Source organism: Aeromicrobium jepli (genome assembly GCF_047246605.1).
Taxonomy (GTDB): domain Bacteria; phylum Actinomycetota; class Actinomycetes; order Propionibacteriales; family Nocardioidaceae; genus Aeromicrobium.
The window spans coordinates 21757-45268 of the sequence record NZ_JBFOKO010000011.1 but is presented as its reverse complement, the minus strand read 5'-3'; the positions used below and the strand labels follow the sequence as shown (position 1 = coordinate 45268).

General features: G+C 71.9%; 21 protein-coding genes and 1 tRNA gene. 7 read left to right on the top strand and 15 right to left on the bottom strand.

Annotation, left to right across the window (positions count from 1 at the left end; translation table 11 throughout):
• Positions 1–5: 5 nt before the first annotated feature.
• A complete protein-coding gene (locus AB3M81_RS16730; RefSeq protein ID WP_412905064.1) occupies positions 6–1289 on the bottom strand; it encodes an adenylosuccinate synthase in 1284 nt (427 codons plus the stop codon).
• Between the two features lie 242 nt (positions 1290–1531).
• Between AB3M81_RS16730 and AB3M81_RS16725 the strand changes: the two genes are divergently transcribed.
• The 3 genes from AB3M81_RS16725 to AB3M81_RS16715 are packed head-to-tail and all read left to right on the top strand — an operon-like array spanning position 1532 to position 5209.
• Complete coding sequence (locus tag AB3M81_RS16725; RefSeq protein ID WP_412905063.1) at positions 1532–2926, top strand: condensation domain-containing protein; 1395 nt, start codon at positions 1532–1534, stop codon at positions 2924–2926.
• The gene (locus tag AB3M81_RS16720; RefSeq protein ID WP_412905062.1) at positions 2923–4323 is read left to right on the top strand and encodes a condensation domain-containing protein; all 1401 of its coding nucleotides are present in this window, start codon (positions 2923–2925) and stop codon (positions 4321–4323) included. Before AB3M81_RS16725 ends, AB3M81_RS16720 begins: the two co-directional genes overlap by 4 nt.
• Positions 4324–4333: 10 nt before the next feature.
• Positions 4334–5209 (top strand): diacylglycerol/lipid kinase family protein, encoded by an 876-nt coding sequence (locus AB3M81_RS16715; protein WP_412905061.1) that lies wholly within the window; start codon positions 4334–4336, stop codon positions 5207–5209.
• A 3-nt stretch (positions 5210–5212) separates the two neighbouring features.
• On the opposite strand, the gene AB3M81_RS16710 is transcribed toward AB3M81_RS16715, so the two are convergent.
• From AB3M81_RS16710 to AB3M81_RS16685, 6 genes are all read right to left on the bottom strand, one after another.
• On the bottom strand, positions 5213–5617 hold the full coding sequence (locus AB3M81_RS16710; RefSeq protein WP_412905060.1) for a DUF3151 domain-containing protein: 405 nt from the start codon (positions 5615–5617) through the stop codon (positions 5213–5215).
• Positions 5618–5647: 30 nt separating this feature from the next.
• Positions 5648–6085 carry a universal stress protein gene (locus AB3M81_RS16705; protein ID WP_412905059.1) on the bottom strand — a complete coding sequence of 146 codons (438 nt, stop codon included), beginning with the start codon at positions 6083–6085 and terminating at the stop codon, positions 5648–5650.
• Positions 6086–6258: 173 nt separating this feature from the next.
• A complete protein-coding gene (gene fbaA, locus AB3M81_RS16700) occupies positions 6259–7275 on the bottom strand; it encodes a class II fructose-bisphosphate aldolase (RefSeq protein WP_412905058.1) in 1017 nt (338 codons plus the stop codon).
• A gap of 31 nt (positions 7276–7306) precedes the next feature.
• On the bottom strand, positions 7307–7915 hold the full coding sequence (locus tag AB3M81_RS16695; RefSeq protein ID WP_412905057.1) for a TrmH family RNA methyltransferase: 609 nt from the start codon (positions 7913–7915) through the stop codon (positions 7307–7309).
• Positions 7912–8556, bottom strand: coding sequence for an orotate phosphoribosyltransferase (gene pyrE, locus AB3M81_RS16690; RefSeq protein ID WP_412905056.1), 645 nt, complete (start codon positions 8554–8556; stop codon positions 7912–7914). The genes AB3M81_RS16695 and pyrE overlap by 4 nt, the downstream gene beginning before the upstream one ends.
• Before the next feature lie 111 nt (positions 8557–8667).
• Positions 8668–9324 carry a class E sortase gene (locus tag AB3M81_RS16685; protein WP_412905055.1) on the bottom strand — a complete coding sequence of 219 codons (657 nt, stop codon included), beginning with the start codon at positions 9322–9324 and terminating at the stop codon, positions 8668–8670.
• Positions 9325–9562: 238 nt separating this feature from the next.
• Here AB3M81_RS16685 and AB3M81_RS16680 point away from each other — a divergent pair, with 238 nt between their 5' ends.
• Both AB3M81_RS16680 and AB3M81_RS16675 read left to right on the top strand, forming a co-directional pair.
• The gene (locus AB3M81_RS16680) at positions 9563–10735 is read left to right on the top strand and encodes a pyridoxal phosphate-dependent aminotransferase (protein WP_412905054.1); all 1173 of its coding nucleotides are present in this window, start codon (positions 9563–9565) and stop codon (positions 10733–10735) included.
• A 77-nt stretch (positions 10736–10812) separates the two neighbouring features.
• A complete protein-coding gene (locus AB3M81_RS16675; protein ID WP_412905053.1) occupies positions 10813–12858 on the top strand; it encodes a discoidin domain-containing protein in 2046 nt (681 codons plus the stop codon).
• Positions 12859–12936: 78 nt separating this feature from the next.
• On the opposite strand, the gene AB3M81_RS16670 is transcribed toward AB3M81_RS16675, so the two are convergent.
• Positions 12937–13012, bottom strand: a tRNA-Thr gene (locus tag AB3M81_RS16670).
• A gap of 84 nt (positions 13013–13096) precedes the next feature.
• On the opposite strand from AB3M81_RS16670, the gene AB3M81_RS16665 reads away from it, so the two are divergent.
• A complete protein-coding gene (locus AB3M81_RS16665; protein WP_412905052.1) occupies positions 13097–13396 on the top strand; it encodes a chorismate mutase in 300 nt (99 codons plus the stop codon).
• A 96-nt stretch (positions 13397–13492) separates the two neighbouring features.
• Here AB3M81_RS16665 and AB3M81_RS16660 read toward each other — a convergent pair whose 3' ends face one another.
• From AB3M81_RS16660 to topA, 5 genes are all read right to left on the bottom strand, one after another.
• The gene (locus AB3M81_RS16660; protein ID WP_412905051.1) at positions 13493–15013 is read right to left on the bottom strand and encodes an alpha/beta hydrolase; all 1521 of its coding nucleotides are present in this window, start codon (positions 15011–15013) and stop codon (positions 13493–13495) included.
• Positions 15010–16140, bottom strand: a complete 1131-nt coding sequence (locus AB3M81_RS16655; protein WP_412905050.1) for a DNA polymerase III subunit delta' — start codon at positions 16138–16140, stop codon at positions 15010–15012. Before AB3M81_RS16655 ends, AB3M81_RS16660 begins: the two co-directional genes overlap by 4 nt.
• Positions 16137–16799: a dTMP kinase gene (tmk, locus tag AB3M81_RS16650; RefSeq protein ID WP_412905049.1), complete on the bottom strand. Its 663-nt coding sequence runs from the start codon at positions 16797–16799 to the stop codon at positions 16137–16139. Before tmk ends, AB3M81_RS16655 begins: the two co-directional genes overlap by 4 nt.
• A gap of 63 nt (positions 16800–16862) precedes the next feature.
• The gene (aqpZ, locus tag AB3M81_RS16645; protein WP_412905048.1) at positions 16863–17471 is read right to left on the bottom strand and encodes an aquaporin Z; all 609 of its coding nucleotides are present in this window, start codon (positions 17469–17471) and stop codon (positions 16863–16865) included.
• Positions 17472–17671: 200 nt separating this feature from the next.
• A complete protein-coding gene (topA, locus tag AB3M81_RS16640; protein WP_412905047.1) occupies positions 17672–20347 on the bottom strand; it encodes a type I DNA topoisomerase in 2676 nt (891 codons plus the stop codon).
• Positions 20348–20458: 111 nt separating this feature from the next.
• Between topA and AB3M81_RS16635 the strand changes: the two genes are divergently transcribed.
• Positions 20459–21631 carry an MFS transporter gene (locus tag AB3M81_RS16635; protein WP_412905046.1) on the top strand — a complete coding sequence of 391 codons (1173 nt, stop codon included), beginning with the start codon at positions 20459–20461 and terminating at the stop codon, positions 21629–21631.
• Here the strand turns inward: AB3M81_RS16635 and AB3M81_RS16630 are convergent, their stop codons facing one another.
• Together AB3M81_RS16630 and AB3M81_RS16625 are read right to left on the bottom strand one after the other, a co-directional pair.
• Entirely contained in the window at positions 21632–23083 is a 1452-nt protein-coding gene (locus tag AB3M81_RS16630; RefSeq protein WP_412905045.1) for a DUF7059 domain-containing protein, read from the bottom strand.
• 2 nt (positions 23084–23085) lie between these two features.
• Positions 23086–23418 carry an STAS domain-containing protein gene (locus AB3M81_RS16625; protein WP_412905044.1) on the bottom strand — a complete coding sequence of 111 codons (333 nt, stop codon included), beginning with the start codon at positions 23416–23418 and terminating at the stop codon, positions 23086–23088.
• Positions 23419–23512 lie beyond the last annotated feature (94 nt).

Below are 23512 nucleotides of genomic sequence, written 5' to 3'. Positions count from 1 at the left end.
GGATCCTAGAGCAGGTCGTGCAGGACCACCGTCTGGTCGCGGCCGGGGCCGACGCCGACGGCGCTGATCCGCGAGCCGCTGATCGCCTCGACCTCGCGCACGTACGCCTGGGCGTTCGCCGGGAGGTCCGAGAGCTCGCGGGCGCCGCTGATGTCCTCGTCCCAGCCCGGGAAGAACTCGTAGATCGGCTTGGCGTGGTGGAAGCCGGTCTGCGTCATCGGCATCTCGTCCACGCGCTCGCCGTCGACGTCGTAGGCGACGCAGACCGGGATGCGGTCCCAGCCGGTCAACACGTCGAGCTTGGTCAGCACGAAGTCGGTGACGCCGTTGATGCGCGCCGAGTAGCGCGCGACGGGCGCGTCGTACCAGCCGCAGCGGCGCGGGCGGCCCGTCGTGGTGCCGAACTCGCCGCCGTTCTTGCGCAGGCGCTCGCCGTCCTCGTCGAACAGTTCGGTCGGGAACGGGCCCTCGCCGACGCGCGTGGCGTAGGCCTTGACGATGCCGATCACGCGGCTGACCTGCGTGGGCGGGATGCCGGAGCCGGTGCACGCGCCGCCGGCCGTGGCCGACGAGCTCGTGACGAACGGGTACGTGCCGTGGTCGACGTCGAGCAGCGTGGCCTGGCCGGCCTCGAGCAGCACCGTCTTGTCGGCCTTGAGCGCCTGCTCCAGCACGAGGCTGGTGTCGGCGACCATCGGGCGGAGGCGGTCGACGTGGCCGAGCAGCGACTCGACGATCTCGTCGGCCTCGACGGCCCGGCGGTTGTAGATCTTGGTGAGGATCTGGTTCTTGAGGTCCAGGGCGCCCTCGACCTTGGCGCGCAGGATCTTCTCGTCGAACAGGTCCTGGATGCGCACGCCGAGGCGGTTCATCTTGTCGGCGTACGTGGGGCCGATGCCGCGACCGGTGGTGCCGATGCGGCGGCTGCCCAGGAAGCGCTCGTTGACCTTGTCGAGCGTGCGGTTGTAGTCGGCGATGACGTGCGCGTTGGCGCTCACGAGCAGGGCCGAGGTGTCGATCCCCCGCTCGTTCAGCCCGTCGATCTCGTGGAACAGCACGTCGAGGTCGATCACGACGCCGTTGCCGATGACGGGGACGCAGCCGGGCGTCAGGATGCCGCTGGGCAACAGGTGCAGCGCGTACTTCTCGTCGCCGATGACGACGGTGTGGCCGGCGTTGTTGCCGCCGTTGAACTTGACGACGTAGTCGACGCGGCTGCCGAGGAGGTCGGTGGCCTTGCCCTTGCCCTCGTCACCCCACTGGGCGCCGACGATCACCACTGCGGGCATGCGGTCCACCCCTCTCAGACGGAAAGCCCGCCAAGCGGGCTCGTGCGGGCCCATCCTACCGATCCGGGACGCCGGGCGGCCCGTCCCGTCGCGCGACCCGCCTCGATCCGCACCTGTTCGCGGACTGGACAAACGTGACCGCCGTCACTCGAAGGTGGGGTAGCCTCCGCGTAACTGCTCGTGTAACGCTGAGTTGCAACGCTCTCCGGGGCACCTCGTGGCAGCCGAAGGAGGACTCCTGGATGCAGCATCCCCACCGCTTGACGCTCGTGCCCGCCGGCGACATCCACCTGTGGGTGCCCCGCTCCTCGACGCTGCGCGCGTTCGCCACCGCCGCCCCGGACCCCCGACCGGTGACCCCCGACCAGCAACGCCGGCTCGAGGTCGCCGGCGAGCCGCGCGAGGTCGACGACGACGTCAACCCCTGGATCGGCCTGCGCGCCACGCTCCACGAGGCGGACTTCACGACCTTCGCCGGCACGCTGCGCCGCTTCTGCGCGCGCCACGAGAGCCTGCGCTGCATGTTCGTGCGACGTCCCGACGGCTCGTTCGAGCGCCGCATCGTCGACGCCGCCCAGATCGCCTTCCAGCCGCACTTCCTCGGCCACCACGACGACCCCGCCGAGGCGTTCGACGCCGTGATGGCCGAGCTCGACGACCGCACGGGGCCGCTCAGCTGGCCGGCGGCCACCGTCGTCACCGTCACCGACGAGCACGGCGACATCACGGTCTTCGCCGCCTTCGACCACGTGACGTTCGACGGGTACAGCGCGTACCTGACGATGGGCGAGCTCAAGCAGCACCTGCGCGACGAGCTGAGCCACGCTCCCCTGCCCGAGCCGGTCGGCAGCTACGTCGACTTCGCGGTCGAGCAGCGGGCGGTCCAGGACGCGATCGGCCCGGACGACCCGGCCCTCGAGCCGTGGCGCCGCGCCGCCGACGCGACCGGCGACCTCCCGGGCCTGCCGCGGGCGACCGGTGTCCGCCGCGGCGACCGGCTCCGCCACCGGCTGCGCTTTCCCACGTTCGCCGGGCCCCGGCTCAGCACCGCGTTCGAGCAGTGGGCGGACGACCTGGGGATCCCGCGCGCGCTGGCGTACACCGCCGTCCTGCTGCAGGCGATGGGCGCCGAGGAGGACGACCGCGTCCTGACGGTCCTCATGTCGACCCACAACCGCCACCGGCCCGAGTACCACGAGGCGATCGGCTGGTTCTCCGGGATCGTCCCGCTGACGGTCGACCTCGGCCGCGACCTGCCGCTCGTCGAGGTCGTCCGCCGCACCGCCGAGGCCTGGCGGTTCGCCCGGACGGCCGAGACGGTGCCGCTGCCCCTGGCGAACTCCCTGCTCGGCACCCGGATGCGCCCGTCGGTCGTGCTGTCGTTCCTGGAGTCGCGGCACTGCCCCGGCCGCGACGACTGGGAGGAGCTCAACGCGACCGTCTTCCTCGGCGAGGTCGAGCCCAGCGACGAGATGCACGTCTACATCAACGCGATGCCGTACGGCACCGAGCTCGCGCACCGCTCCCCCGACACCCCGCCGTGCACCGAGTGGCTGGACCGCGTCATGGCCCGCATGCGCGAGCAGATGACCACCGTCACGCGGCGCGCGACCGATCCGCTGGAGGCCCGCCGATGAAGATGAGCCGGCTCGAGGAGCTCGACACGATCGACGGGGAGGTCTTCCTGCTGCGGCCCTCGGCCGCGTCGCAGGCCGCCGTGGCCGCCGCGCCGGCCAACGGCCACCTCCCGTCGTACATGCAGGACCAGCACATCCGCCTGCGCCGGGCGATGGAGCGCGAGGGCTCGGCCGACGCGAACTGGCTCGGGCTGTGCTTCGACGTGCAGGGCCGGCTCGACGTGCCGGCCCTGCACCGCGCCGCGACCACGTGGGTGCGCCGGCACGAGGTCATGTGGGGCACGTTCCGCGAGGACCCCGAGGACTCGAAGCGCCCGCTCACGCGTCACGCCATCGAGCCCGAGGAGCTGACGCTCAGCGTCACCCCCCTCGGCACGTACCCCGGCCCCGAGGTGAACCGCGTCCTGCTGGAGCACCTGACCGCCTCCGTCGACCCGGTCGACAACCTCGGCTACGCGCTCGCCGGCATCGCGGGCGAGGACCGCTCGACGATCTTCTGCGCGCTCGACCACTGCTACGGCGACGGCTTCAGCGTCCTGCTCGCGTACATGGAGCTGTCGGCCCTGTACGCCGCCGAGACCGGCGGCCCGCCCGCCGAGCTGCCCGAGCAGAAGGGCTACATGACGTTCGCCCAGGAGGAGCGCGCCGCCGCGCGCCGGTTCGGCATCGACCATCCCGCGATGCAGTTCTGGGCCGACCACATGATGGACGGCGCGGGCGAGAAGGACGGCTTCCCGATGGACCTGGGCATCGCGGAGGGCGAGCGCTTCTGGCTCATCCCGATGTCCTACGACATCCTCACCGGCGAGGAGTGCGACCGGCTCGAGGCGATCGCCAAGGACGAGCAGGCCACGTTCCCGTCGCTGGTCTACGCCTCGTTCGCGATGGCCGCGCGCGACCTCGCCGGCCGCAGCGCGTACCGGTTCCTCAATCCCGTCGCCACCCGCACCAGCCCGGACCTGCTGCCCACGATGGGCTGGATGGTCAACGTGCTGCCGATCCACATCCCGGTCGGCCCCGACGACGGCCTGTTCGACCTCGCGCGCGTCGTCCGGGCGCGGTTCCGCGAAGCACGGGTGTGCGAGCCCGTCCCCGCCCTGCGGGTCGTCGAGGTCATGAGCGAGGCCTTCGGCTTCTCGGTCGAGGGCACGCACCGGCCCTCGATCGTGTCCTACCTGGACGGTCGCATGATCCCCGGCCAGGAGCGCTGGGCGGCGGACCGCTTCCACGGCACGACCGGCCAGGGCTACGACGACGACGTCAACGTGTGGGTCAACCGCACCCCCACCGAGCTCTACGTCATGTGCAGCGTGCCGCAGACGCCCACGGCCGTCGAGAGCGTCGACCGGTTCTTCACCCACGCGTCCGACCTGCTGCGGGGCGCGTTGTCGCGATAGCGTCGAGCCCGTGCAGACCTGTCTCGCGATCAGCAACGCCTCCGCCGGCTCCTCGGACGAGCGCACGATCGGGCAGGTGCTGGACGCGCTGCGCGAGACGTGCGACGTCACCCACGTCGCCACGCGCGACCCCGAGCACCTCGCCGAGACGCTCGCCGCCCACCCCGACGTCGACCTCGTCGTGTCGATGGGCGGCGACGGCAGCCTCCACGCGGTGGTGCAGGCGCTGCACGACGCCGGGCGACTGCCCGACACCCCGGTCGGCCTCGTGCCGCTGGGCACCGGCAACGACTTCGCCCGCACCCTCGAGCTCGACGAGGACCCCGTCGCGGCGGCCCGCGCGATGGCGGCGGGCCGGGTGCGGCGCATCGACGTCCTGCTCGACGGCGACGGCACGGTGGTCGTGAACGCCGCCCACGTCGGCATCGGCGCCGAGGCCGCGGCCCGCGCCGAGCCGGTCAAGAGGTTCCTCGGACCGCTCGCGTACGTCGTGGGCGCGGTCTCCACGCTCTTCACGCCCGCCGCGGACGTGCGCGTCACGATCGACGGCAAGCGGCTCGAGGGGCGCGTCGCGCAGGTGGCGGTGGGCAACGGCCGCTTCGTGGGCGGCGGCGGCGAGCTGCTGCCGCGCGCGATCGTGGACGACGGCGCGATGGACGTCGCGGTCGCGTTCGCCGCGACGGTGCGCCAGCGCATCCTGTACGCGCTGCACCTGCGCCGCGGCACGCACCCCGACCAGGACTTCGTCCACTACACGCGCGCCGCCACCGTGGAGGTCACCGGCGAGCACACCCGGTGCACCACCGACGGCGAGCTCTCGGACCCGCGTGCGGAGCACCGCTGGGACGTCGTGCCCGACGGCCTCGCGATGCGCCTGCCCGCCTGAGGGTCAGCCGACGAGCGCCTCGTAGCCCTCGCGGCTCGACTCGCGCAGGAACTCGCGGCAGCGGTGCGCCTCCTCGTCGTCGCCGAGGCGCTCGGAGGTGTTCGCCAGCGCCGCGAGCGAGTGCAGGAAGCCACGGTTGGCCTCGTGCGACCACGGCACGGGGCCGTGCCCGCGCCAGCCGTTGCGGCGCAGCGCGTCGAGCGAGCGGTGGTAGCCCGTGCGGGCGAACGCGTACGCCTCGATCTCGCGGCCCTGCGCGAGCGCCTCGTCGGCCAGCAGCGCCCAGGCACGCGTCGAGTCCGGGTGCCGGCGCGCGACCTCGGCGGGCTCGACGCCCTCGGCGAGCAGGCCGGCGCCGGGGTCGGCGGGCAGCAGGGTCTCGGGCGGCTCTCCCAGCAGGTTCGTCATGTCCCCGAGCCTAGGCGGCGGCCGGTGGCCTCAGGCGCGCTGGTGGGTGTGCGCGATGTAGACGTCGCACGGGGCGTGCGCGGCGACGTAGCGCGCGATGCTGCCCAGGATGCGCGAGACGCCCTGCACGCGCTTGTTGCCCACGACGATGACGTCCGCGTCGAGCTCGGTCGCCGCGGTCACGAGCGCCTCGCCCGGCGTGCCCGCCGACGGGCCGAACGTGATCTCCAGGTCCGGGAACTCCTGGCGGATCTCGACGAAGACGTCGTGCGCGACGCCCTCGGCGGTCTTCTCGTTGCTGACCAGGATCTCCTCCTGGCCGACGCTGATCCGCTCGGCCTCGAAGCTCCCGTACGCCGACAGGATGTGCAGCCGCGCTCCGTAGGCGGCCGCCAGCTCGGCGGCCGTGCGGGCGGCGGCGGCCGCGGTGCGGGAGTTGTCGACGCCGGTGACGACGATCTTGGGCATGGTGGTCCCCCTTCTGCCGGGCACGGGCTGCCGGTCTCGCCAGAGCCTACTGGCCGATCGGGGCACGGGCGCGCCGGACCACGGCATCTGGACACCGAGTTACACCTGTGGTGCCAGGGGTGGGAACGCCGACGGCGGGGACGACCTTGTCATCCCCGCCGTCGGTGGGTGGATCAGTGCGTGCCGGCGCTGCGCAGGTTCTGGCAGGCCTCGACGACGCGCGCGGCCATGCCGGCCTCGGCGGCCTTGCCCCAGGCGCGCGGGTCGTAGGTCTTCTTGTTGCCGACCTCGCCGTCGACCTTCAGGACGCCGTCGTAGTTGGCGAACATGTGCCCCGCGACGGGGCGCGTGAAGGCGTACTGCGTGTCGGTGTCGACGTTCATCTTCACGACGCCGTAGTCGACGGCCGCGCTGATCTCCTCGGGCAGCGAGCCCGAGCCGCCGTGGAACACGAAGTCGAAGGCGCGCTCCTTGCCGAAGCGCTCGGCGACGGCCTCCTGCGCGGCCTTGAGGACCTCGGGACGCAGCTTGACGTTGCCCGGCTTGTAGACGCCGTGGACGTTGCCGAACGTGAGCGCCGTCAGGTAGCGGCCCTTCTCGCCCAGGCCGAGCGCCTCGACGGTGGCGATGGCGTCCTCGGGCGACGTGTAGAGCTTGTCGTTGATCTCGGCCTCGACGCCGTCCTCCTCGCCGCCGACGACGCCGATCTCGACCTCGAGGATGATGTTCGCCGCGTGCGCCTTGGCCAGCAGCTCCTCGGCGATCTGCAGGTTCTCGTCGAGCGGCACGGCCGAGCCGTCCCACATGTGCGACTGGAAGTACGGCAGGCCGCCGTTCCTCACGCGCTCGGCCGAGGCCTCCAGCAGCGGGCGGACGAAGCCGTCCAGCTTGTCCTTGGGGCAGTGGTCGGTGTGCAGCGCGACGTTGATCGGGTACTTCTTGGCGACCTCCTGCGCGAACGCGGCGAAGGCCAGCGAGCCCGAGACCATGTCCTTGACCGTGGGGCCCGAGAGGTACTCGGCGCCGCCGGTGGAGATCTGGATGATGCCGTCGCTGCCGGCCTCGGCGAAGCCCGCCAGCGCGGCGTTCAGGGTCTGCGAGGACGAGACGTTGATCGCGGGGTAGGCGAACGAGTTGGTCTTCGCCTTGTCGAGCATCTCGGCGTAGACCTCGGGAGTGGCGACGGGCATGGGTCCTCCTGTGTGGGAACTCGAGTTGCGGTCAGTATTCCACCGACGACAGGTCGGCATGCTCACGGATCCAGGCGTGCATCGCGATCGCCGCGGCCGCTCCGGCGTTGATCGACCTCGTGGACCCGAACTGCGCGATCGCGACCATCCGGTCGCACGCGCGCGCGACCTCGTCGGTGAGTCCGGGGCCCTCCTGGCCGAAGACGAGCACGGTGTCGCGCGGCAGGCGCGTGGTCTCGAGCGGGACGGCGCCGGGCAGGTTGTCCACGCCCACGATCGCCAGCCGCTCCCCGGCCGCCCAGGCGACGAAGTCCGCGGCGTCCGCGTGGTGCCGCACGTGGACGTAGCGGTCGGTGACCATCGCGCCGCGGCGGTTCCAGCGGCGGCGGCCGATGATGTGCACGCCAGCGACGTTGAACGCGTTGGCGGTGCGCACGATCGAGCCGATGTTGAAGTCGTGCTGCCAGTTCTCGATCGCGACGTGCAGCCCGTGGCGGTGGGTGTCGAGGTCCGCGACGATCGCCTCGACCGTCCAGTAGCGGTACCGGTCGACGACGTTGCGGGCGTCGCCGTCGCGCAGCAGCTCGGGGTCGTAGCGCGGGTCGTCGGGCCACGGCCCCTGCCACGGGCCGACGGTCACGCCACCCCGTAGGTCTCGCGGTAGGCGCGCACGGCGGGCAGGTGCTCGGCGAAGCGGCCGGTCTGCTCGAGGTACTCGATGATGTCGTCGAAGCTGACGATCGACGTGACGGTGATGCCATGGTCGCGCTCGACCTCCTGGATCGCCGAGAGGTCGCCCGTGCCGCGCTCGCGGCGGTCGACCGCCACGACGACGCCGGCCACCGAGGCGTCGAGGCCCTCCACGAGCGCGATGACCTCGCGGATCGCGGTGCCGGCGGTGATGACGTCGTCGATCACGAGCAGGCGGCCGCGCGGGGCGGCACCGACGAACAGGCCGCCCTCGCCGTGGTCCTTCGCCTCCTTGCGGTTGAAGCACCACGGCACGTCGCGCTCGTGGTCCTGCGCGAGGCGCACCGCCGTGGCCGCGGCCAGAGGGATGCCCTTGTACGCGGGACCGAGGAGGACGTCGAACTGCGTCCCGGACTGCGCGATCGCGTCGGCGTAGAAGCCACCGAGCGCGGACAGCCGGGCCCCGGTGTCGAAGGCGCCGGCGTTGAAGAAGTACGGCGACGTGCGCCCGGACTTCAGCGTGAACTCGCCGAACCTGAGGACCTCGTGCTCGAGGGCGAACTCGATGAAGCGGCGCTGGTAGTCGTGCACGCCGCCAGCCTAGGGCGCCGTCGGTTTCCCCGGTTAAGTAGGTTTCCTGTCACTTCGCGAGGTTCGCGAACCACACGAAGTGACGGATTCCCCGCTTAACCGGGGAAACCGTCACCCCTTGCGCTCGGCCGAGACCAGCTCGCCGGTCACGACGTTGCGGTCGTCGGTGCGGAAGATCTCCGAGCACGTGACCAGGGTGATGAGCCGCTCGGTGGGCTCCTCGCCGGCGGCGTCCGGGTCCGGCACGGGCCACAGCGGCCACGAGGTGGTGAACGGGACGCGGATCTCGTCGCCGTCCTGGCGCAGCGTGTAGGTCAGCACGTGCGTGCGGGTCTCGACGACGACCTCGTCGCCCTCGCGCAGCTTCGGGAAGTCGCGGAACGGCTCGCCGTGGGTCACGCGGTGACCGGACAGGACGAGGTTGCCGACGCGACCCGGCTGGGCGCCCTCGGTGTACCGGCCGACGCCGCGGGCGAGGGTGGCGTCGTCGTCGCCGTTGAGGATCGGCACCTCGAAGTCGTCGCCGAAGCGCGGGATGCGCAGCAGGCCGACGCCGTCGATCCGCTTCGCGTCACCGGACTCGCCGGCGTCCCACTGCTGGACGATCTCGGTGCGCAGGCGCTCGTGCTCGCGCTGCGCCACGACGTTGGTCCCCCAGAACTGCCACGCGAACCAGCCCAGGATGCCGACCCCGGCGAGGACCAGCACGAGGCCCACCACGAGGAGCAGGCGCGAGCCCCGCGAGCGCCGGGCGGAGGTCGTGGTCATGGGCTCCATTGTCCAGTTCAGCGCAACGAGCGCGGGATCCGTGTGACCAGTGTGACGCAGATCTTGTCAATTTCCCTCCCGAGCCCTGGATCGCGCATGTATGCTGAAGGTGCAGTTCAGGAGCCCCTCCGGGAGCTTCGAGAGACTAGCCATCGGCCCGCCGTTTCACCCCCCGAGAACGGCGGGCCGACCTCTTTCCTCCACCGCCTCCCCGGCCCCGCGCGGCTAGGGTCGAGGCGTGAAGCACAGCAGCGCTCGCCTCGACGGCCTCGGCGTCACGATCTTCGCCGAGATGAGCCGCCTGGCCGTCCGGACCGGCGCGGTGAACCTCGGCCAGGGCTTCCCCGACGAGGACGGGCCCGAGCAGGTCAAGGAGGCCGCGCGCCGCGCGATCTCCGAGGGCCACAACCAGTACCCGCCCGGCACCGGCATCCCCGCGCTGCGCGAGGCGATCGCCCGGCACCAGCGGCGATTCCACGGCATCGAGCTCGACCCCGAGCGCGAGGTCATCGTCACCACGGGCGCGACCGAGGCGATCGCCAGCGCCGTGCTCGGCCTCGTCGACCCGGGTGACGACGTGCTCGTCCTGGAGCCCTACTACGACTCGTACCGCGCGGTGATCCAGATGGCCGGCGGCCGGCACCGCGCCGTGACGCTGCGCGCGCCGGACTTCCGGTTGCCCGTCGACGAGCTCCGGGCCGCCGTCACGCCGCGCACCACGGCGATCCTGCTCAACACCCCGCACAACCCGACCGGCACCGTGCTCGACGCGGCCGAGCTGGCCGCCATCGCCGAGGTCGCGATCGAGCACGACCTCGTCGTCATCAGCGACGAGGTCTACGAGCACCTGACGTTCGACGTCCCGCACGTGCCGATCGCGACCCTGCCCGGCATGGCCGAGCGCACGCTCACGATCAGCAGCGCCGGCAAGACGTTCTCGTTCACCGGGTGGAAGGTCGGCTGGGCGACGGGTCCGGCCTCGCTCGTCGACGCGGCGTTCGGCGCGAAGCAGTTCCTCAGCTACACCTCCGGTGCGCCGTTCCAGCACGCCGTCGCCGAGGCCCTCGACCTGCCGGACGCGTTCTACGCGGACCTCAACGCGAGCCTGCACCGCCGCCGCGACCTGCTGTGCGACGGGCTGGAGCAGGTGGGCCTCGAGGTCTTCCGGCCCGCGGGCACCTACTTCGCCTCGACGGACATCGCCGGATGGGGCCACGCCGACGGACTGGAGTTCTGCCGGGCACTGCCCGAGGCCGCGGGCGTGGTCGCCATCCCGAACCAGGTGTTCCACGACGACCGCCCGGACGGCTCGAACCCCGGCCGGACCTCGGTGCGCTGGGCGTTCTGCAAGCGGCCCGAGGTGATCGAGGAGGCGCTGCGCCGTCTCGCGGGCGCACGACCCTCCGGATGAGCCCGGTGTAACTGGGTGTTGCCCCCGGGACGTCGGGCGTCCTACAGTCCATGGAACACGTGAGACCGGGGGGATTCATGAGACGAAGGATCAAGGCTGCGGCGATCGCGGCGCTGACGGCGGTCGTGCTGGCGACCGGCAGTGGGGCCTCGGCCGAGACCGGATGGTGGGTGCCGACGTCGACGCCCTCTCCCGAGTCGGAGGTCAACGCGACGGGTGAGCCGGACCGGGGCACGAACGCCGACGGCACCGTCACGGGCTACATCGACGCCCACACGCACATGTTCATGGACCTGGGCATGGGCGGGAACGCCGTCTGCGGGTCGACGTGGAGCGAGAAGGGCATCGCGGACGCGCTCAAGGACTGCGACCGCCACCAGGTCTCGCTGCTGGAGAACCTGACCAACAGCGCCGCCGGACGCGGACCGCTCGACCAGCACGACCCCGTCGGCTGGCCGACGTTCAAGGACTGGCCGAGCTACTCGTCGCTGACCCACCAGCAGATGTACTACAAGTGGGTCGAGCGGGCGTGGCGCGGCGGCCAGCGGATCATGGTCAACGACATGGTCTCGAACCCGGGACTGTGCCCGATCCTGGGCGTCCTCGCGGGCCCCAACAAGTACAGCTGCGACGACATGGACACGGTCCGCCGCGAGATCCAGGCGACGTACGACCTGCAGGACTTCATCGACCGGCAGTACGGCGGCACCGGCAAGGGCTGGTACCGCGTCGTCCGCACGCCGCAGGAGGCCCGCAAGGTCGTCGCCGACGGCAAGCTCGCCGTGGTGCTGGGCGTCGAGGTCTCGGAGCCGTTCGGCTGCAAGCAGGTGCTCGGCGCGCCGCAGTGCACGAGGGCCGACATCGACAAGGGCCTCGACGAGATGAAGGCCAAGGGCGTCACGAGCATGTTCCTGTGCCACAAGTTCGACAACGCGCTGTGCGGCGTGCGGTACGACGAGGAGACCACCGGCCTGCTGGTCAACCTCGGCCAGTTCCTGACGACCGGCACGTGGTGGAACCCCAAGACGTGCCGTGAGGGCGAGGTCCCGGACAACACCGTCATCGGCGGCGTCCTGCCGAGCCAGCTGGCCAGCCTCGACGGCGTGCCGTCGGTCCTGCCCATCTACCCGAAGGGCCCGCACTGCAACCCCCGAGGCCTGACCGAGCTGGGCGAGTACGCGCTGCGCGGGATGATCAAGCGCAACATGATCGTCGAGCTCGACCACATGAGCGCCAAGGCCGCCGGTCGCGCCCTCGACATCCTCGAGTCCGAGGCGTACCCCGGCGCGGTGTCGAGCCACGACTGGCTCGCCCCGGCGTACATGGAGCGCCTCTACGGCCTGGGCGGCTTCGCGACGCAGTACGGCCACGGCGCCGAGGAGTTCGTCCAGCAGTGGCGCGAGACGAAGCCGATGCGCGAGAAGTACGGCGTCGCCTACGGCTACGGCACTGACATGAACGGCTTCGGCGGCACCGCCCCGCCGCCGTCGGAGCGGGCGAAGATCACCTACCCGTTCACGGGCCGCGACGGCACGAGATTCGACCGTCAGGTCACCGGCGAGCGCACGTGGGACTACAACGCCGAGGGCGTCTCGCACTACGGCATGATCCCCGACTGGATCGAGAGCCTGCGCACCCTCGCGGGGTCCGAGATCGTCGAGGACCTCGCCGCCGGCTCCGAGTCGTACCTGCGCACGTGGGGCGCGACGACGGCGTTCGCACCCGGCCAGAACCTTGCCCGCAACGCGATCGCCTCGGCCAGCTCGACCGAGCGGAACCTGCTGACCGACCTCAGGCCCGGCCTGGCGATCGACGGCAAGACCTCGACGCGATGGGCCAGCCGGTGGGGCCAGGACGACGCCTGGCTCCAGGTCGAGTTCCCCGCCGTGCGTCCCGTGCGCAAGGTGACGATCGAGTGGGAGGACGCGTACGCCCGCCAGTACCGGGTGCAGACCTCGCTCGACGGCCGGACGTGGCGCGACGCCGCCGTCGTCGGCACCGGCAACGGCGGCCTGGACACCGTGACGTTCAAGCCCACCAGCACGCGATACGTGCGGGTGCAGGGCGTCGAGCGCGCCACGCGGTACGGCTACTCCATCAAGGAGCTCGGCGCCTTCAGCTGAGTCGCCACACGACGATGCCTCCGGTTCCCGTGGGAGCCGGAGGCATCGTCGTTCTGCTGGAAAGTCAGGAAGGAGTGGTGGAGCCGCCTGTCGGAATCGAACCGACGACCTTCTCATTACGAGTGAGATGCTCTACCGACTGAGCTAAGGCGGCACGATCCGGCGAGGATCGCCCGCCGAACCAAGTGTGAACTATACCGGGTCCGGACAGCGAACCGGAAACCCGGGGGGCCGCCGTATGATTCAGCGCGTGGACGCAGCGACCCGGGCCGAGCTCGACGACATCCGATCGAGCATCGACAACATCGACGCCGCCCTCGTGCACCTGCTCGCCGAGCGGTTCAAGTGCACCAAGCGGGTGGGTCGCCTCAAGGCGGACCACGACCTGCCGCCGGCCGATCCCGAGCGCGAGGCGCGCCAGATCGACCGCCTGCGGCAGAAGGCGCTCGAGGCCGATCTGGACCCCGCCTTCGCGGAGAAGTTCCTGAACTTCATCATCAGCGAGGTCATCCGCCACCACGAGGCCATCCGGGACTGAGGGTCCCCGGGACGGCGTGATCTCGATGCACCGTCTCGCTGCGCTCGCCGGCACTCGATCACCGGTGGTCGAGCCGCGTATCGGGACCCCCGCTGCTCACTCCTCGCAGACGGTGCCGTCCTTCGGGGGCTTGCCGGTGCGGAAGTAGTCGTTGACCGCGTCCTGGATGCACTCGTTGCCGGACGTGTAGGCCGTGTGGCCGTCGCCCTCACGGGTCAGCAGGACGCCTGACTCGAGCTGCTCGGCCATCGCCTGCGACCACGCATACGGCGTGGCCGGGTCGCGCGTGGTGCCCACGACGAGGATCGGCGGGGCGCCCTCGGCGCGGACGGGCTGCTGCGGGTGCTGCGCCTCGATCGGCCAGTCGTGGCACGCCATGACGCCCCAGCCGAGCGCGGCGCCGAAGACGGGCGAGACCTCGCGGAACTCGGGGATGAGCGCCTTCGTCTCGGCCGCGTCCGGGGCGTCGTCGGTGTCGAGGCAGTTGACCGCGTAGATCGCCTGGCCGGAGTTGTTGTCGAACGAGCCGTCCTGCTTGCGCTCGAAGTACGCGTCGCTCAGCGTCAGCATGACCCGCGCGTCGCCCTGGGCGAGGCCCTTGAGCGCCTGCGTCAGCAGCGGCCACGTGTCGCGCGCGTAGAGCGACATCGCGATGCCGTAGAACGCGCGTCCCTGCGTGAGCATCCGGCCGCTGGGCGCCTCGAGCGGCTCGCGGCTGAGGTCGGCCATGAGCTTCGCGATCGTCGCGGACGCCTCCTGGACGGACGAGCCGACCGGGCACGAGTCGCCGTCGACGCACTGCCGCAGGTACGCCTCGAGGGCCTGCTGGAAGCCGCCCGCCTGGCCGAGACCCTGCTCGGCCGACGACAGCGTCACGTCGATGGCGCCGTCGAGCACCATGCGGCCGACCTTGTCCGGGAACAGCTCGGCGTACGTCGCGCCCAGCTGGGTGCCGTAGGAGAAGCCGAACCAGTTCATCTCGTCCTGGCCGAGCACGGCGCGGACGATGTCGTGGTCTCGCGCGGTCTCCTCGGTCGACACGTGGGCCGCGAGGGCGCCGGAGTTCTTCTCGCACGCCAGGCCCATGTCGCGGACCGAGGCGCTCAGCGCGGCGATGCCCGCGGCGTCGTCGGGATCGGGGTCGGTGTCGATGAAGTCGTCGAACTGCTCGTCCGAGAGGCACTCGAGCGGCTGGCTGGCTCCGATGCCGCGCGGGTCCACGCCGACGACGTCGAAGCGCCGGCGCAGGTCGTCGGGCATCGAGGCCGCGATGTAGCCGGCGAAGCTCCGGGCCGCGCCGCCCGGACCGCCCGGGTTGGTGAAGATCGCCTCGCCGCCGTCGCCCTGGGCCGGCACGCGCCGCACCGCGAGGCGCAGCGTCTCGCCGGTGGGGTCCTCGTAGTCCACCGGCACCTCGACCGTGGTGCAGCGGGCGTCGCGGCAGTCGGTCCAGTCGACCTCCTGCGTGTAGAAGCGCTCGAGGGCCGCCGGGCCGCTCTCGCCCGTCGACGTGGGGTCGGGCGCGTCCCGTTCCACGAGGAAGATCGCGCTGACGGCACCGGCGACGAGGGCGACCGCCAGCAGCACGGCCAGCGCCGCGACGACGACGCGCCTCACCCGAGGAACCTCGACATCATGTGCTCGAGCGCCAGCTGCGGGGCTGCGTTGGCCTGCAGCGCCTCGCGGCACGCGACGATCGCATCGATGGCGCCGATCGTGTGCTCGGCCGTGGTGCGGCCCGCCATGGTGGCGATGTCGTCCGCGACGTCGGCGTTGATCGGGTCGACGCCGGCCCCCAGCTGCGCGGCGAGCACGTCGCGCTGGAACGACAGCAGGTCCAGCAGGACGCCGTCGATCGCGTCGCGCGCCATGCGCTTGCGGCGGCGCTCCTGCTCCTTGGTCAGGGCCGAGAGGGCGCCGGCGTAGCCCGCGGGACGGCGGCCGCGGTCCTCGACGCCCCACGCCTCCTTGAGCCCCGCGAGCTCCTTCTCGTCGAGCACGTCGCAGCGCTCGGTGGCGCGGGCCGTGGCCTCCTGGTCGATCCGCTGCGCCGCGCGCAGGCAGTCGCCGAGCCCGCGCAGGCCGACCGGCAGGGCGAGGATCTCGGCCCGGCGGCGGCGCGCCTCGGGATCGCGCGCGAGGCCTCGCGCGCGGCCGATGTGGCCCTGCGAGGCGGCGGCGGCCCGGTGGGCGACCTCGGCGTCGATGCCGTCGCGCTCGCTCAGCAGCCGGGCGATCGCCGGCGCCGAGGGCGTGCGCAGCAGCACGGGGCGGCACCGCGACCGGATCGTCATGATCACGTCCTCGACGGCGGGCGCGCACAGCAGCCACACGGTGCCGGGCGCCGGCTCCTCGATCGACTTCAGCAGCGCGTTGGCGGCCTGGTCGGTGAGCCGGTCGGCGTCCTCGACGATGAGGATCTGGAAGCGGCCGACGGACGGGTGCAGGGCCGAGCGCCGGACCGCGTCGCGGGCCGCGTCGACGCCGATGCTGAGGCCGTCGGTGTTGATGACCGCGATGTCGGGGTGACTGCCGGCCGCCGCCGTCACGCACGAGCGGCACGTGGTGCAGCCGCCCTGCTCGCACTGCAGCGCGGTCGCGAACGCGACCGCCGCGTTGGACCGCCCCGAGCCGGGCGGGCCCGTGAACAGCCAGGCGTGCGTCATCTGCCCGGCCACGGCGGCGCTGAGCGTGGAGACGACGTCGTCCTGGCCGACGAGCTCGTCCCAGACCGGGGCCGTCACGACGCCACCTCGCGCGCCTGGCCGAGCCACGGCGCGACGGCGGCGCGCACGCGCTCGTGGATCTCGTCGGGCGACTCGGAGGCGTCCAGGACGACGTAGTGCGCGGGGTCGGCCGCCGCGAGGTCGAGGAAATGCCGGCGAACCCGCTCGTGGAACTCGACCGGCTCGCCCTCGATGCGGTCCGGCTCGCCGGCGCGCGACAGTCCCGTGCGCGGGTCGACGTCGAGGACGACCGTCAGGTGGGGGCGCAGGTCGGCGGTGGCCCAGCGGGCGAGCGACTCGAGCTCGCCGTCGTGCAGCGCTCGGCCCGCGCCCTGGTACGCCAGCGTGGAGTCGACGTACCGGTCGGTGATGACGACCGTGCCGTCCGCGAGCGCCGGGAGGATCGTCGTGTCGACGTGCTCGGCCTTGTCCGCGGCGTAGATGAGCGCTTCGGTGCGCGGCGAGAGGTCACCCGTGGCCGGGTCCAGCAGGATCGACCGCAGCCGGGCGCCCACCTCGGTGCCTCCGGGCTCGCGGGTCAGCAGCGTGCGGTGGCCGAGCGACTCGAGCCACTGCGCCAGCAGGCGCGACTGGGTCGACTTGCCCGAGCCCTCACCGCCCTCGAACGCAACGAACACCCCGACCTCGGTGACGAGAGGATCCTGCCCTGACTGCATGGGTGCGAGCCTAGTCGGCGGCCCCGACACGGGTCCGTGGTGGCGAGGATCCGGCACGACGGGTCAGGTCGTCTCGCGGTCCAGCAGCGGGCCGTGCGCGAATCCCGCGATCGCCGCGCCGATCACCGGCGCGAGGATGAACACCCAGACCTGCTCGAGGGCGTCCGCCCCGGCGAACCAGGCGACGCCGAGCGACCGCGCGGGGTTCACCGACGTGTTCGAGATCGGGAGGCTGATGAGGTGGATGAGGGTGAGCGTGAGCCCGATCGAGAGGCCCGCGAACCCGACGGCGGCACGGCGTGCCGTGGCTCCGAGGATGACGAACAGGAACACGGCGGTCAGGACGATCTCGGCGATGACGACGGACGTCAGGTCGTAGCCCATCGGCGAGCGGTCGCCGTAGCCGTTCGTCGCGAAGCCGTTCTCCACCGGGTCGAACCCGCCCTCGACCCCGCGCGCGACGAGCAGCAGCACGGCACCCGCGACCGTCGCGCCCACCGCCTGGGCGACCACGTAGCCCGGCAGGTCCCTGAGCGGGAACCGCCGCGCCACGACGAGCCCGACCGTCACCGCGGGGTTGAAGTGACCTCCGGAGACGGGCCCGAAGGCGTAGGCGCCGGTGAGGACCGTGAGGCCGAACGCCAGCGCCACGCCGAGCCAGCCGACGTTCACCGCCGCACACGCCCTCGGGCTCCGCGGCCGCGGCGAAGATCGCGGTGCCGCACCCGCCGAGGACGAGCCAGAACGTGCCGAGCGTCTCGGCACTCCAGCGCTGGGCCAGCGTGTACGTCGGAGCCTCGGTCATGGCGCCCCCGTCCCGTGGGATTTGTCCCACGGTAGGACAGGGCCGGCCCGCGGCGCGAGACCCGAGGTCAGGACTTCTTGGCGGTCTTCTTCGCGGTCGTCTTCTTGGCCGTGGTCTTCTTGGCGGCGCTCTTCCTGGCCGGGGCCTTCTTCTTCGAGGCCTTCTTGGCGGGCCCCTTGGCGCGGCGCTCGGCGAGCAGCTCGACCGCCCGCTCGTGCGTCAGCGTCTCGAGGTCGTCGTCCTTGCGCAGCGTCGCGTTGTACTCGCCGTCGGTGACGTACGTGCCGAAGCGGCCGCTCTTGGCCACGATCGGCTTGCCGCTGGTGGGGTCCTCGCCGAGCTCCTTGAGCGGGGCCGCCGCCGCACGCCGGCCGTAGGTCTTGGGCTGGGCGTAGATCGCCCGCGCCTCCTCCTCGGTGATCGTGAGCAGCTGATCCTCCGACTCCAGCGACCGCGAGTCCGTGCCCTTCTTCAGGTACGGGCCGTAGCGGCCGTTCTGCGCGGTGATCTCGGTGCCCTCCTCGTCCGTGCCGACGACGCGCGGCAGCGTGAGCAGCTTGACCGCGTCCTCGAGCGTGACCGAGTCCAGGTCCATGGACTTGAACAGGCTGGCCGTGCGCGCCTTGGTGCCCTTCTTCGCGTCCTCGGGCAGCGCCTCGGTGACATACGGGCCGTAGCGGCCGTTCTTCGCGACGATCTGCAGGCCGGTCTCGGGGTGCGTGCCCAGGACCTTCTCGAGGCCGGCCGGGGTGGCCAGCAGCTCCTTGGCCATGTCGAGGGTCAGCTCGTCCGGGGGCAGGTCCTCGGGGATGTTGGCGCGCGTGGGCTGCTCGCCGCCGTCCTTGGCGGGGACCATCGGCGGGCCCTCGATGTACGGGCCGTAGCGGCCGACGCGCACGGCGATGCCCTCGCCGAGGTCGAACGTCGCCAGGTCGCGCGCGTCGATGTCGGGCAGGCTGTCGATGAGGCGCTTGAGGCCGGTGTCGCCCTCGCCCTCGCCGGACCAGAACGCCTCGAGCACGGCGACGCGGTCCTCGCGGCCGTTGGAGATCTCGTCGAGGACGCCCTCGAGCTCGGCGGTGAACTCGTACTGGATGAGCCGGCCGAAGTGCTGCTCGAGCAGGCGGGTCACGCTGAACGCGACCCACGCGGGCACGAGCGCCGTGCCCTTCTTGTAGACGTAGCCACGGTTCTGGATCGTGTTGACGATCGAGGCGTACGTGGAGGGACGACCGATCTCGCGGTCCTCGAGCTCCTTGATGAGGCTGGCCTCGGTGTAGCGCGCCGGCGGCTTGGTCTGGTGACCGGCGGCGGCCAGCTCGACGGCCGTGACGTGCGCGCCCTCGGAGAGGTTGGGCAGCTTGGTCTGCTGGTCGTCGCCCTCGGCGTCGGGGTCCTCGACGGACTCGACGTACGCCTTGAGGAAGCCGTGGAACGTGATCGTGCGGCCCGACGAGGTGAACTCGACGTCGCGGCCGTCGGACGCCTCGGCGCCGATGCGGATCGAGACCTGGTTGCCCTTCGCGTCGGCCATCTGCGAGGCGATCGTGCGCTTCCAGATGAGCTCGTAGAGCTTGCGCTCGTCGCCGGACAGGCCCGTCTCGGCCGGGGTGCGGAAGGACTCGCCCGCGGGGCGGATCGCCTCGTGCGCCTCCTGGGCGTTCTTGACCTTGGAGGTGTAGACGCGCGGCTTGTCCGGCAGGTGGTCGGCGCCGTAGAGCTCCTTGACCTGGGCGCGGGCGGCGTTGAGGGCCGTCTGCGAGAGCGTCACCGAGTCGGTGCGCATGTAGGTGATGTAGCCGCCCTCGTAGAGCTTCTGGGCGATCGACATGGTGCGCTGCGCGCCGAAGCCGTGCTTGCGCGAGGCCTCCTGCTGCAGCGTGGTGGTGCGGAACGGCGCGTACGGGCGGCGCGTGTACGGCTTCGACTCGACCGAGCGCACGACGAAGTCACGACCCTCGAGGCCCGCGGCGAGCGCCCGCGCGCCGGCCTCGTCGAGGTGGACGGCGTCGCCCTTGAGCTGCCCGGAGCTGTCGAAGTTCGAGCCGGACGCGACGCGCTTGCCGTCGACCGTGGCCAGGCGCGCGGGGAAGCGCGAGGGCTCGAGGTCGCAGCCGAACGTGGCCTCGAGGTTCCAGTAGCTGGCGACGCGGAACGCCATCCGCTCGCGCTCGCGCTCGACCACGAGGCGCGTCGCGACGGACTGCACGCGGCCGGCGGACAGGCCGCTCATGACCTTCTTCCACAGCACCGGGCTGACCTCGTAGCCGTAGAGGCGGTCGAGGATGCGGCGGGTCTCCTGCGCGTCGACGAGGTCCTGGTCGATGTCGCGCGGGTTGGCGATCGCGCGCTGGATCGCCTCCTTGGTGATCTCGTTGAAGGCGATGCGCTTGACCGGGACCTTGGGCTTGAGCTCGTCGAACAGGTGCCACGCGATGGCCTCGCCCTCGCGGTCCTCATCGGTCGCGAGCACGAGCTCGTCGGCGTCCTTGAGCAGCTTCTTGAGCTCGGCGATCTGCTTCTTCTTCTCGGAGGGGACGACGTAGACCGGCTCGAAGCCGTTGTCGATGTCGACGCCGAGGCGAGCCCAGGCCTGCCCCTTGTACTTCGCGGGGATCTGGTCGGCACCCTGCGGCAGGTCACGGATGTGCCCCACCGAGGACGACACGACGTAGCCGTCGCCCAGGTACGCCTTGATGCTGCGCACCTTGTTGGGCGACTCGACGATCACCAGTGATGTCACTTCTGCTCCTCCGAGCTGGCCAAACGGGGAATCTGGGCCGATGGACGCCCACCGTAGCGCCTCCTGTCAACCTTTTTCGTCACCGGTGTGGCCCGTGGGAGAATCGGCCGAGTGGAGAAGGTGACCTATGGAGCCGTGCTCAGGGCACCCGGCACGATCCCGCTGTACGTGGCCGCCTTCCTCGCCCGGATCCCGATGATGGCGGTGCCCCTCGTCCTCACGCTCCTGGTCGTGGAGGGCCTCGGCGCGTCCTACGGACAGGCCGGGATCGTGGCCGCGGTCGAGACCGTCGGCGCGGGCCTCGGAGCACCCTGGCGCGGCCGGATGATCGACGCGCTCGGCGTGCGTCGCGCGCTCGTCCCGTCGATCGGCGTGCTGTTCGTCGTGTACCCGCTGGCGGCGATGGCGTCCTTCGCGTGGCTGCTGCCGCTGGCGTTCGTCATGGGGCTGTTCCTGGCGCCGGTCCACTCGATCGTGCGCGTCTCGCTCGCGGCGAACCTGCCGTCGTCGCACCACCGCAGCGCGTTCGCGCTGGACTCGGTCATGGCCGAGGCCTCGTTCATCATCGGCCCGGCCGCGGCCGGCGCCCTCGTCGTGGCGGCGTCGCCCGAGGTCGCCCTGCTGGCCGTCGGCTTCACCGTGGCGCTCGGCCTGCTGATCCTTTGGTGGCTCGACCCGCCGACCCGCAGCGCCGAGGCGACGCCCGCGCCGCCCGGGCCGCGCTTCGGCTGGGTGACGCGCGACCACCTCTTCCTCTTCCTCGTCTCCGGCGGCGCGATGATCGCGCTGATGGCGACGGACCTGGGGATCATCGCCGTCCTGCGCGAGCTGGACGCCGTGGGGCTGGTCGGCATCGTCTACCTCGGCTGGGGCCTGTCGTCGCTCGTGGGCGGGCTGATCTACGGGGCGCGGCCGGCCTCGGTGCGTCCCACGCACCTGCTGCTGGCGATGGGCGTGCTGACGATGCCGGTCGGCATCGCGCACGCGCCGTGGACGCTCGCGCTCGCGGCGATCCCCGCCGGCCTGCTGTGCGCGCCGATCATGACGGCGTGCAGCGAGTACATCGCCAAGCTGACCGACGAGGCGCGCCGCGGCGAGGCGATGGGCTGGCAGGCCACCGCCTTCACGGTGGGTGGCGCCATCGGCTCGCCGATCATCGGCTTCGCGATCGACGAGTGGGGCGCCGCGGCCGGCTTCGCCACCGGCGGCGGGGTCGCGGCGCTCATCGCGCTGCTGTCGCTCGCGGGCCAGCGCCGGGACGTGGCGCCGGTCCCGGCGAAGTAGTCAGACCAGGAAGCCGTCGGCCACCAGGTCGGCGACGACCGGCGTGTACGTCTCGCGCAGGCCGGCCGCGTCGCGGTCGAGCAGGTGGGCGAGCGCGTCGAGGATCTGGCCCGCCGTGAGGTCGCCGTCCGACGCCGACAGCAGGCCGGCCTCGATCGTGTCCGCCTGGTGCGCGGGACGCAGGCCGCCGGTGCGCTGGACGCGGATCACCGCCGGGTCCTCGGCGCCGACCGGTCCGACCGTCTCCTGCACCACGTCCGGAGCGAGCCGCCAGCACCGGTCGAGCAGGTCCCCCGCCGCGAGCGCGTCCGTCCGGTCGGCCCACGCGAGGAAGTCGGCGCCGACCGGCTGCGCGACGGGCGCGGTGTACTCCTCGATCCGGACCTGCGGCACGTCGCGCCCGGCCTTGCGCAGCGTGATCCAGCCGAAGCCCATGGCCTCGATCCCCTGCTCGGCGAACCACGAGAGCCAGCGGTCGTAGCGCTCGACGTGGCCGGGAGCGTGGCGCAGGCCGGCGTCGGCGAGCCACATCTCGGCGTACTCGGGCAGGTCGACCCGCTCGCGCTGGACGACCCACGCGTCGAGTCCCGTCGGCTCGATCCAGGACGCGAGGCGTTCGTCCCACGGCACGCCGTCGCGGTGGATCCACGCGGCGAGCAGCTGGCACCAGCCGCCGTCGTGCAGGTGGTCGGACGCGCCGCCCACGATGCGGCGGACCACGTCGTCGCCGTCGAAGCGGGTCTCGCGGTAGACGAGCCGGTCGCCCTCGGGCGGCGAGACGACGAACGGCGGGTTCGTCGCGATGAGGTCGAACCGCTCCCCCGCGACGGGCTCGAACAGGCTGCCCTCGCGGACGTCGAGGTCGAGGCCGTTGAGCTCGGAGGTGAGTCGCGCCAGCCGGACGGCGCGCGGGTTCAGGTCGGTGGCGACGACCTCGCCGGCGTGCCCGGCCAGGTGCAGGGCCTGCACACCGCAGCCCGTGCCGAGGTCGAGCGCCCGGCCGACCGGCGGCCGCACCGTCAGCTGCGCGAGGGACGAGGACGCCTCGCTGATGCCGAGGACGTAGAGCGGGTCGCGCGGGTTCTCGCGGCCGTCGAGCCCCGGGGTCAGGTCGCACACGACCCACCAGTCGTGGGACTCGTCGCCGTAGGGGCGCACGTCGAGGAGGGCGCGCACCTCGTCGCCGTCGGCCTCGACCAGGCCCAGCTCCTGCGCGGCGGGCCACGCGGCACCGAAGGCGCGCTCGGCGGCGGCCAGCGGGACGGGCGCCTGCAGCTGGAACAGCCGGATCAGCGTGGAGAGTGCCGAGCCGTCGGCGGTGGCGCGCAGGCCGGGGACGGTCTCGGACCGGGCGAGCGCGCGCCAGGCGTCGTCGCCGAGCACGCCGTGCACGGCGTCGACCGTGAAGCCGTCGATGGCCTCGCGCAGGAGGCGGACGGGCTGGGAGGCCACGCTCAGTGGACCAGCTCGTCGATCGAGGCGTGCAGGCCGAAGACCTTGTCCAGGCCCGTGATGGCGAAGATGCGCAGCAGGCGGTCGCTCGTGCAGATGATGTCGAGCGAGCCGTTGTCCGCGCGCACCCGCTTGAGTGCGCCGACGAGGACGCCCAGGCCGGTGGAGTCGAGGAACGCCACGTTCTCGATGTCGATCACGAGCCGGGTGTGCCCGTCGTCGATCGCCGAGACGACGACCTCGCGCAGCCGCGGAGCGGTGTACACGTCGATCTCCCCCGCGACCTCGACGACGTGGAACGGGGGTGACTCCCGTTCGATGAGCGTCAAGTCCATGTCGGTCATTGAATCATGCACGGACCTTTCCGTCGCGACGCGAAACAACGTCGTGTCACCCGGCGTGACAGATGTGACGCGGGGACCGTCAGGA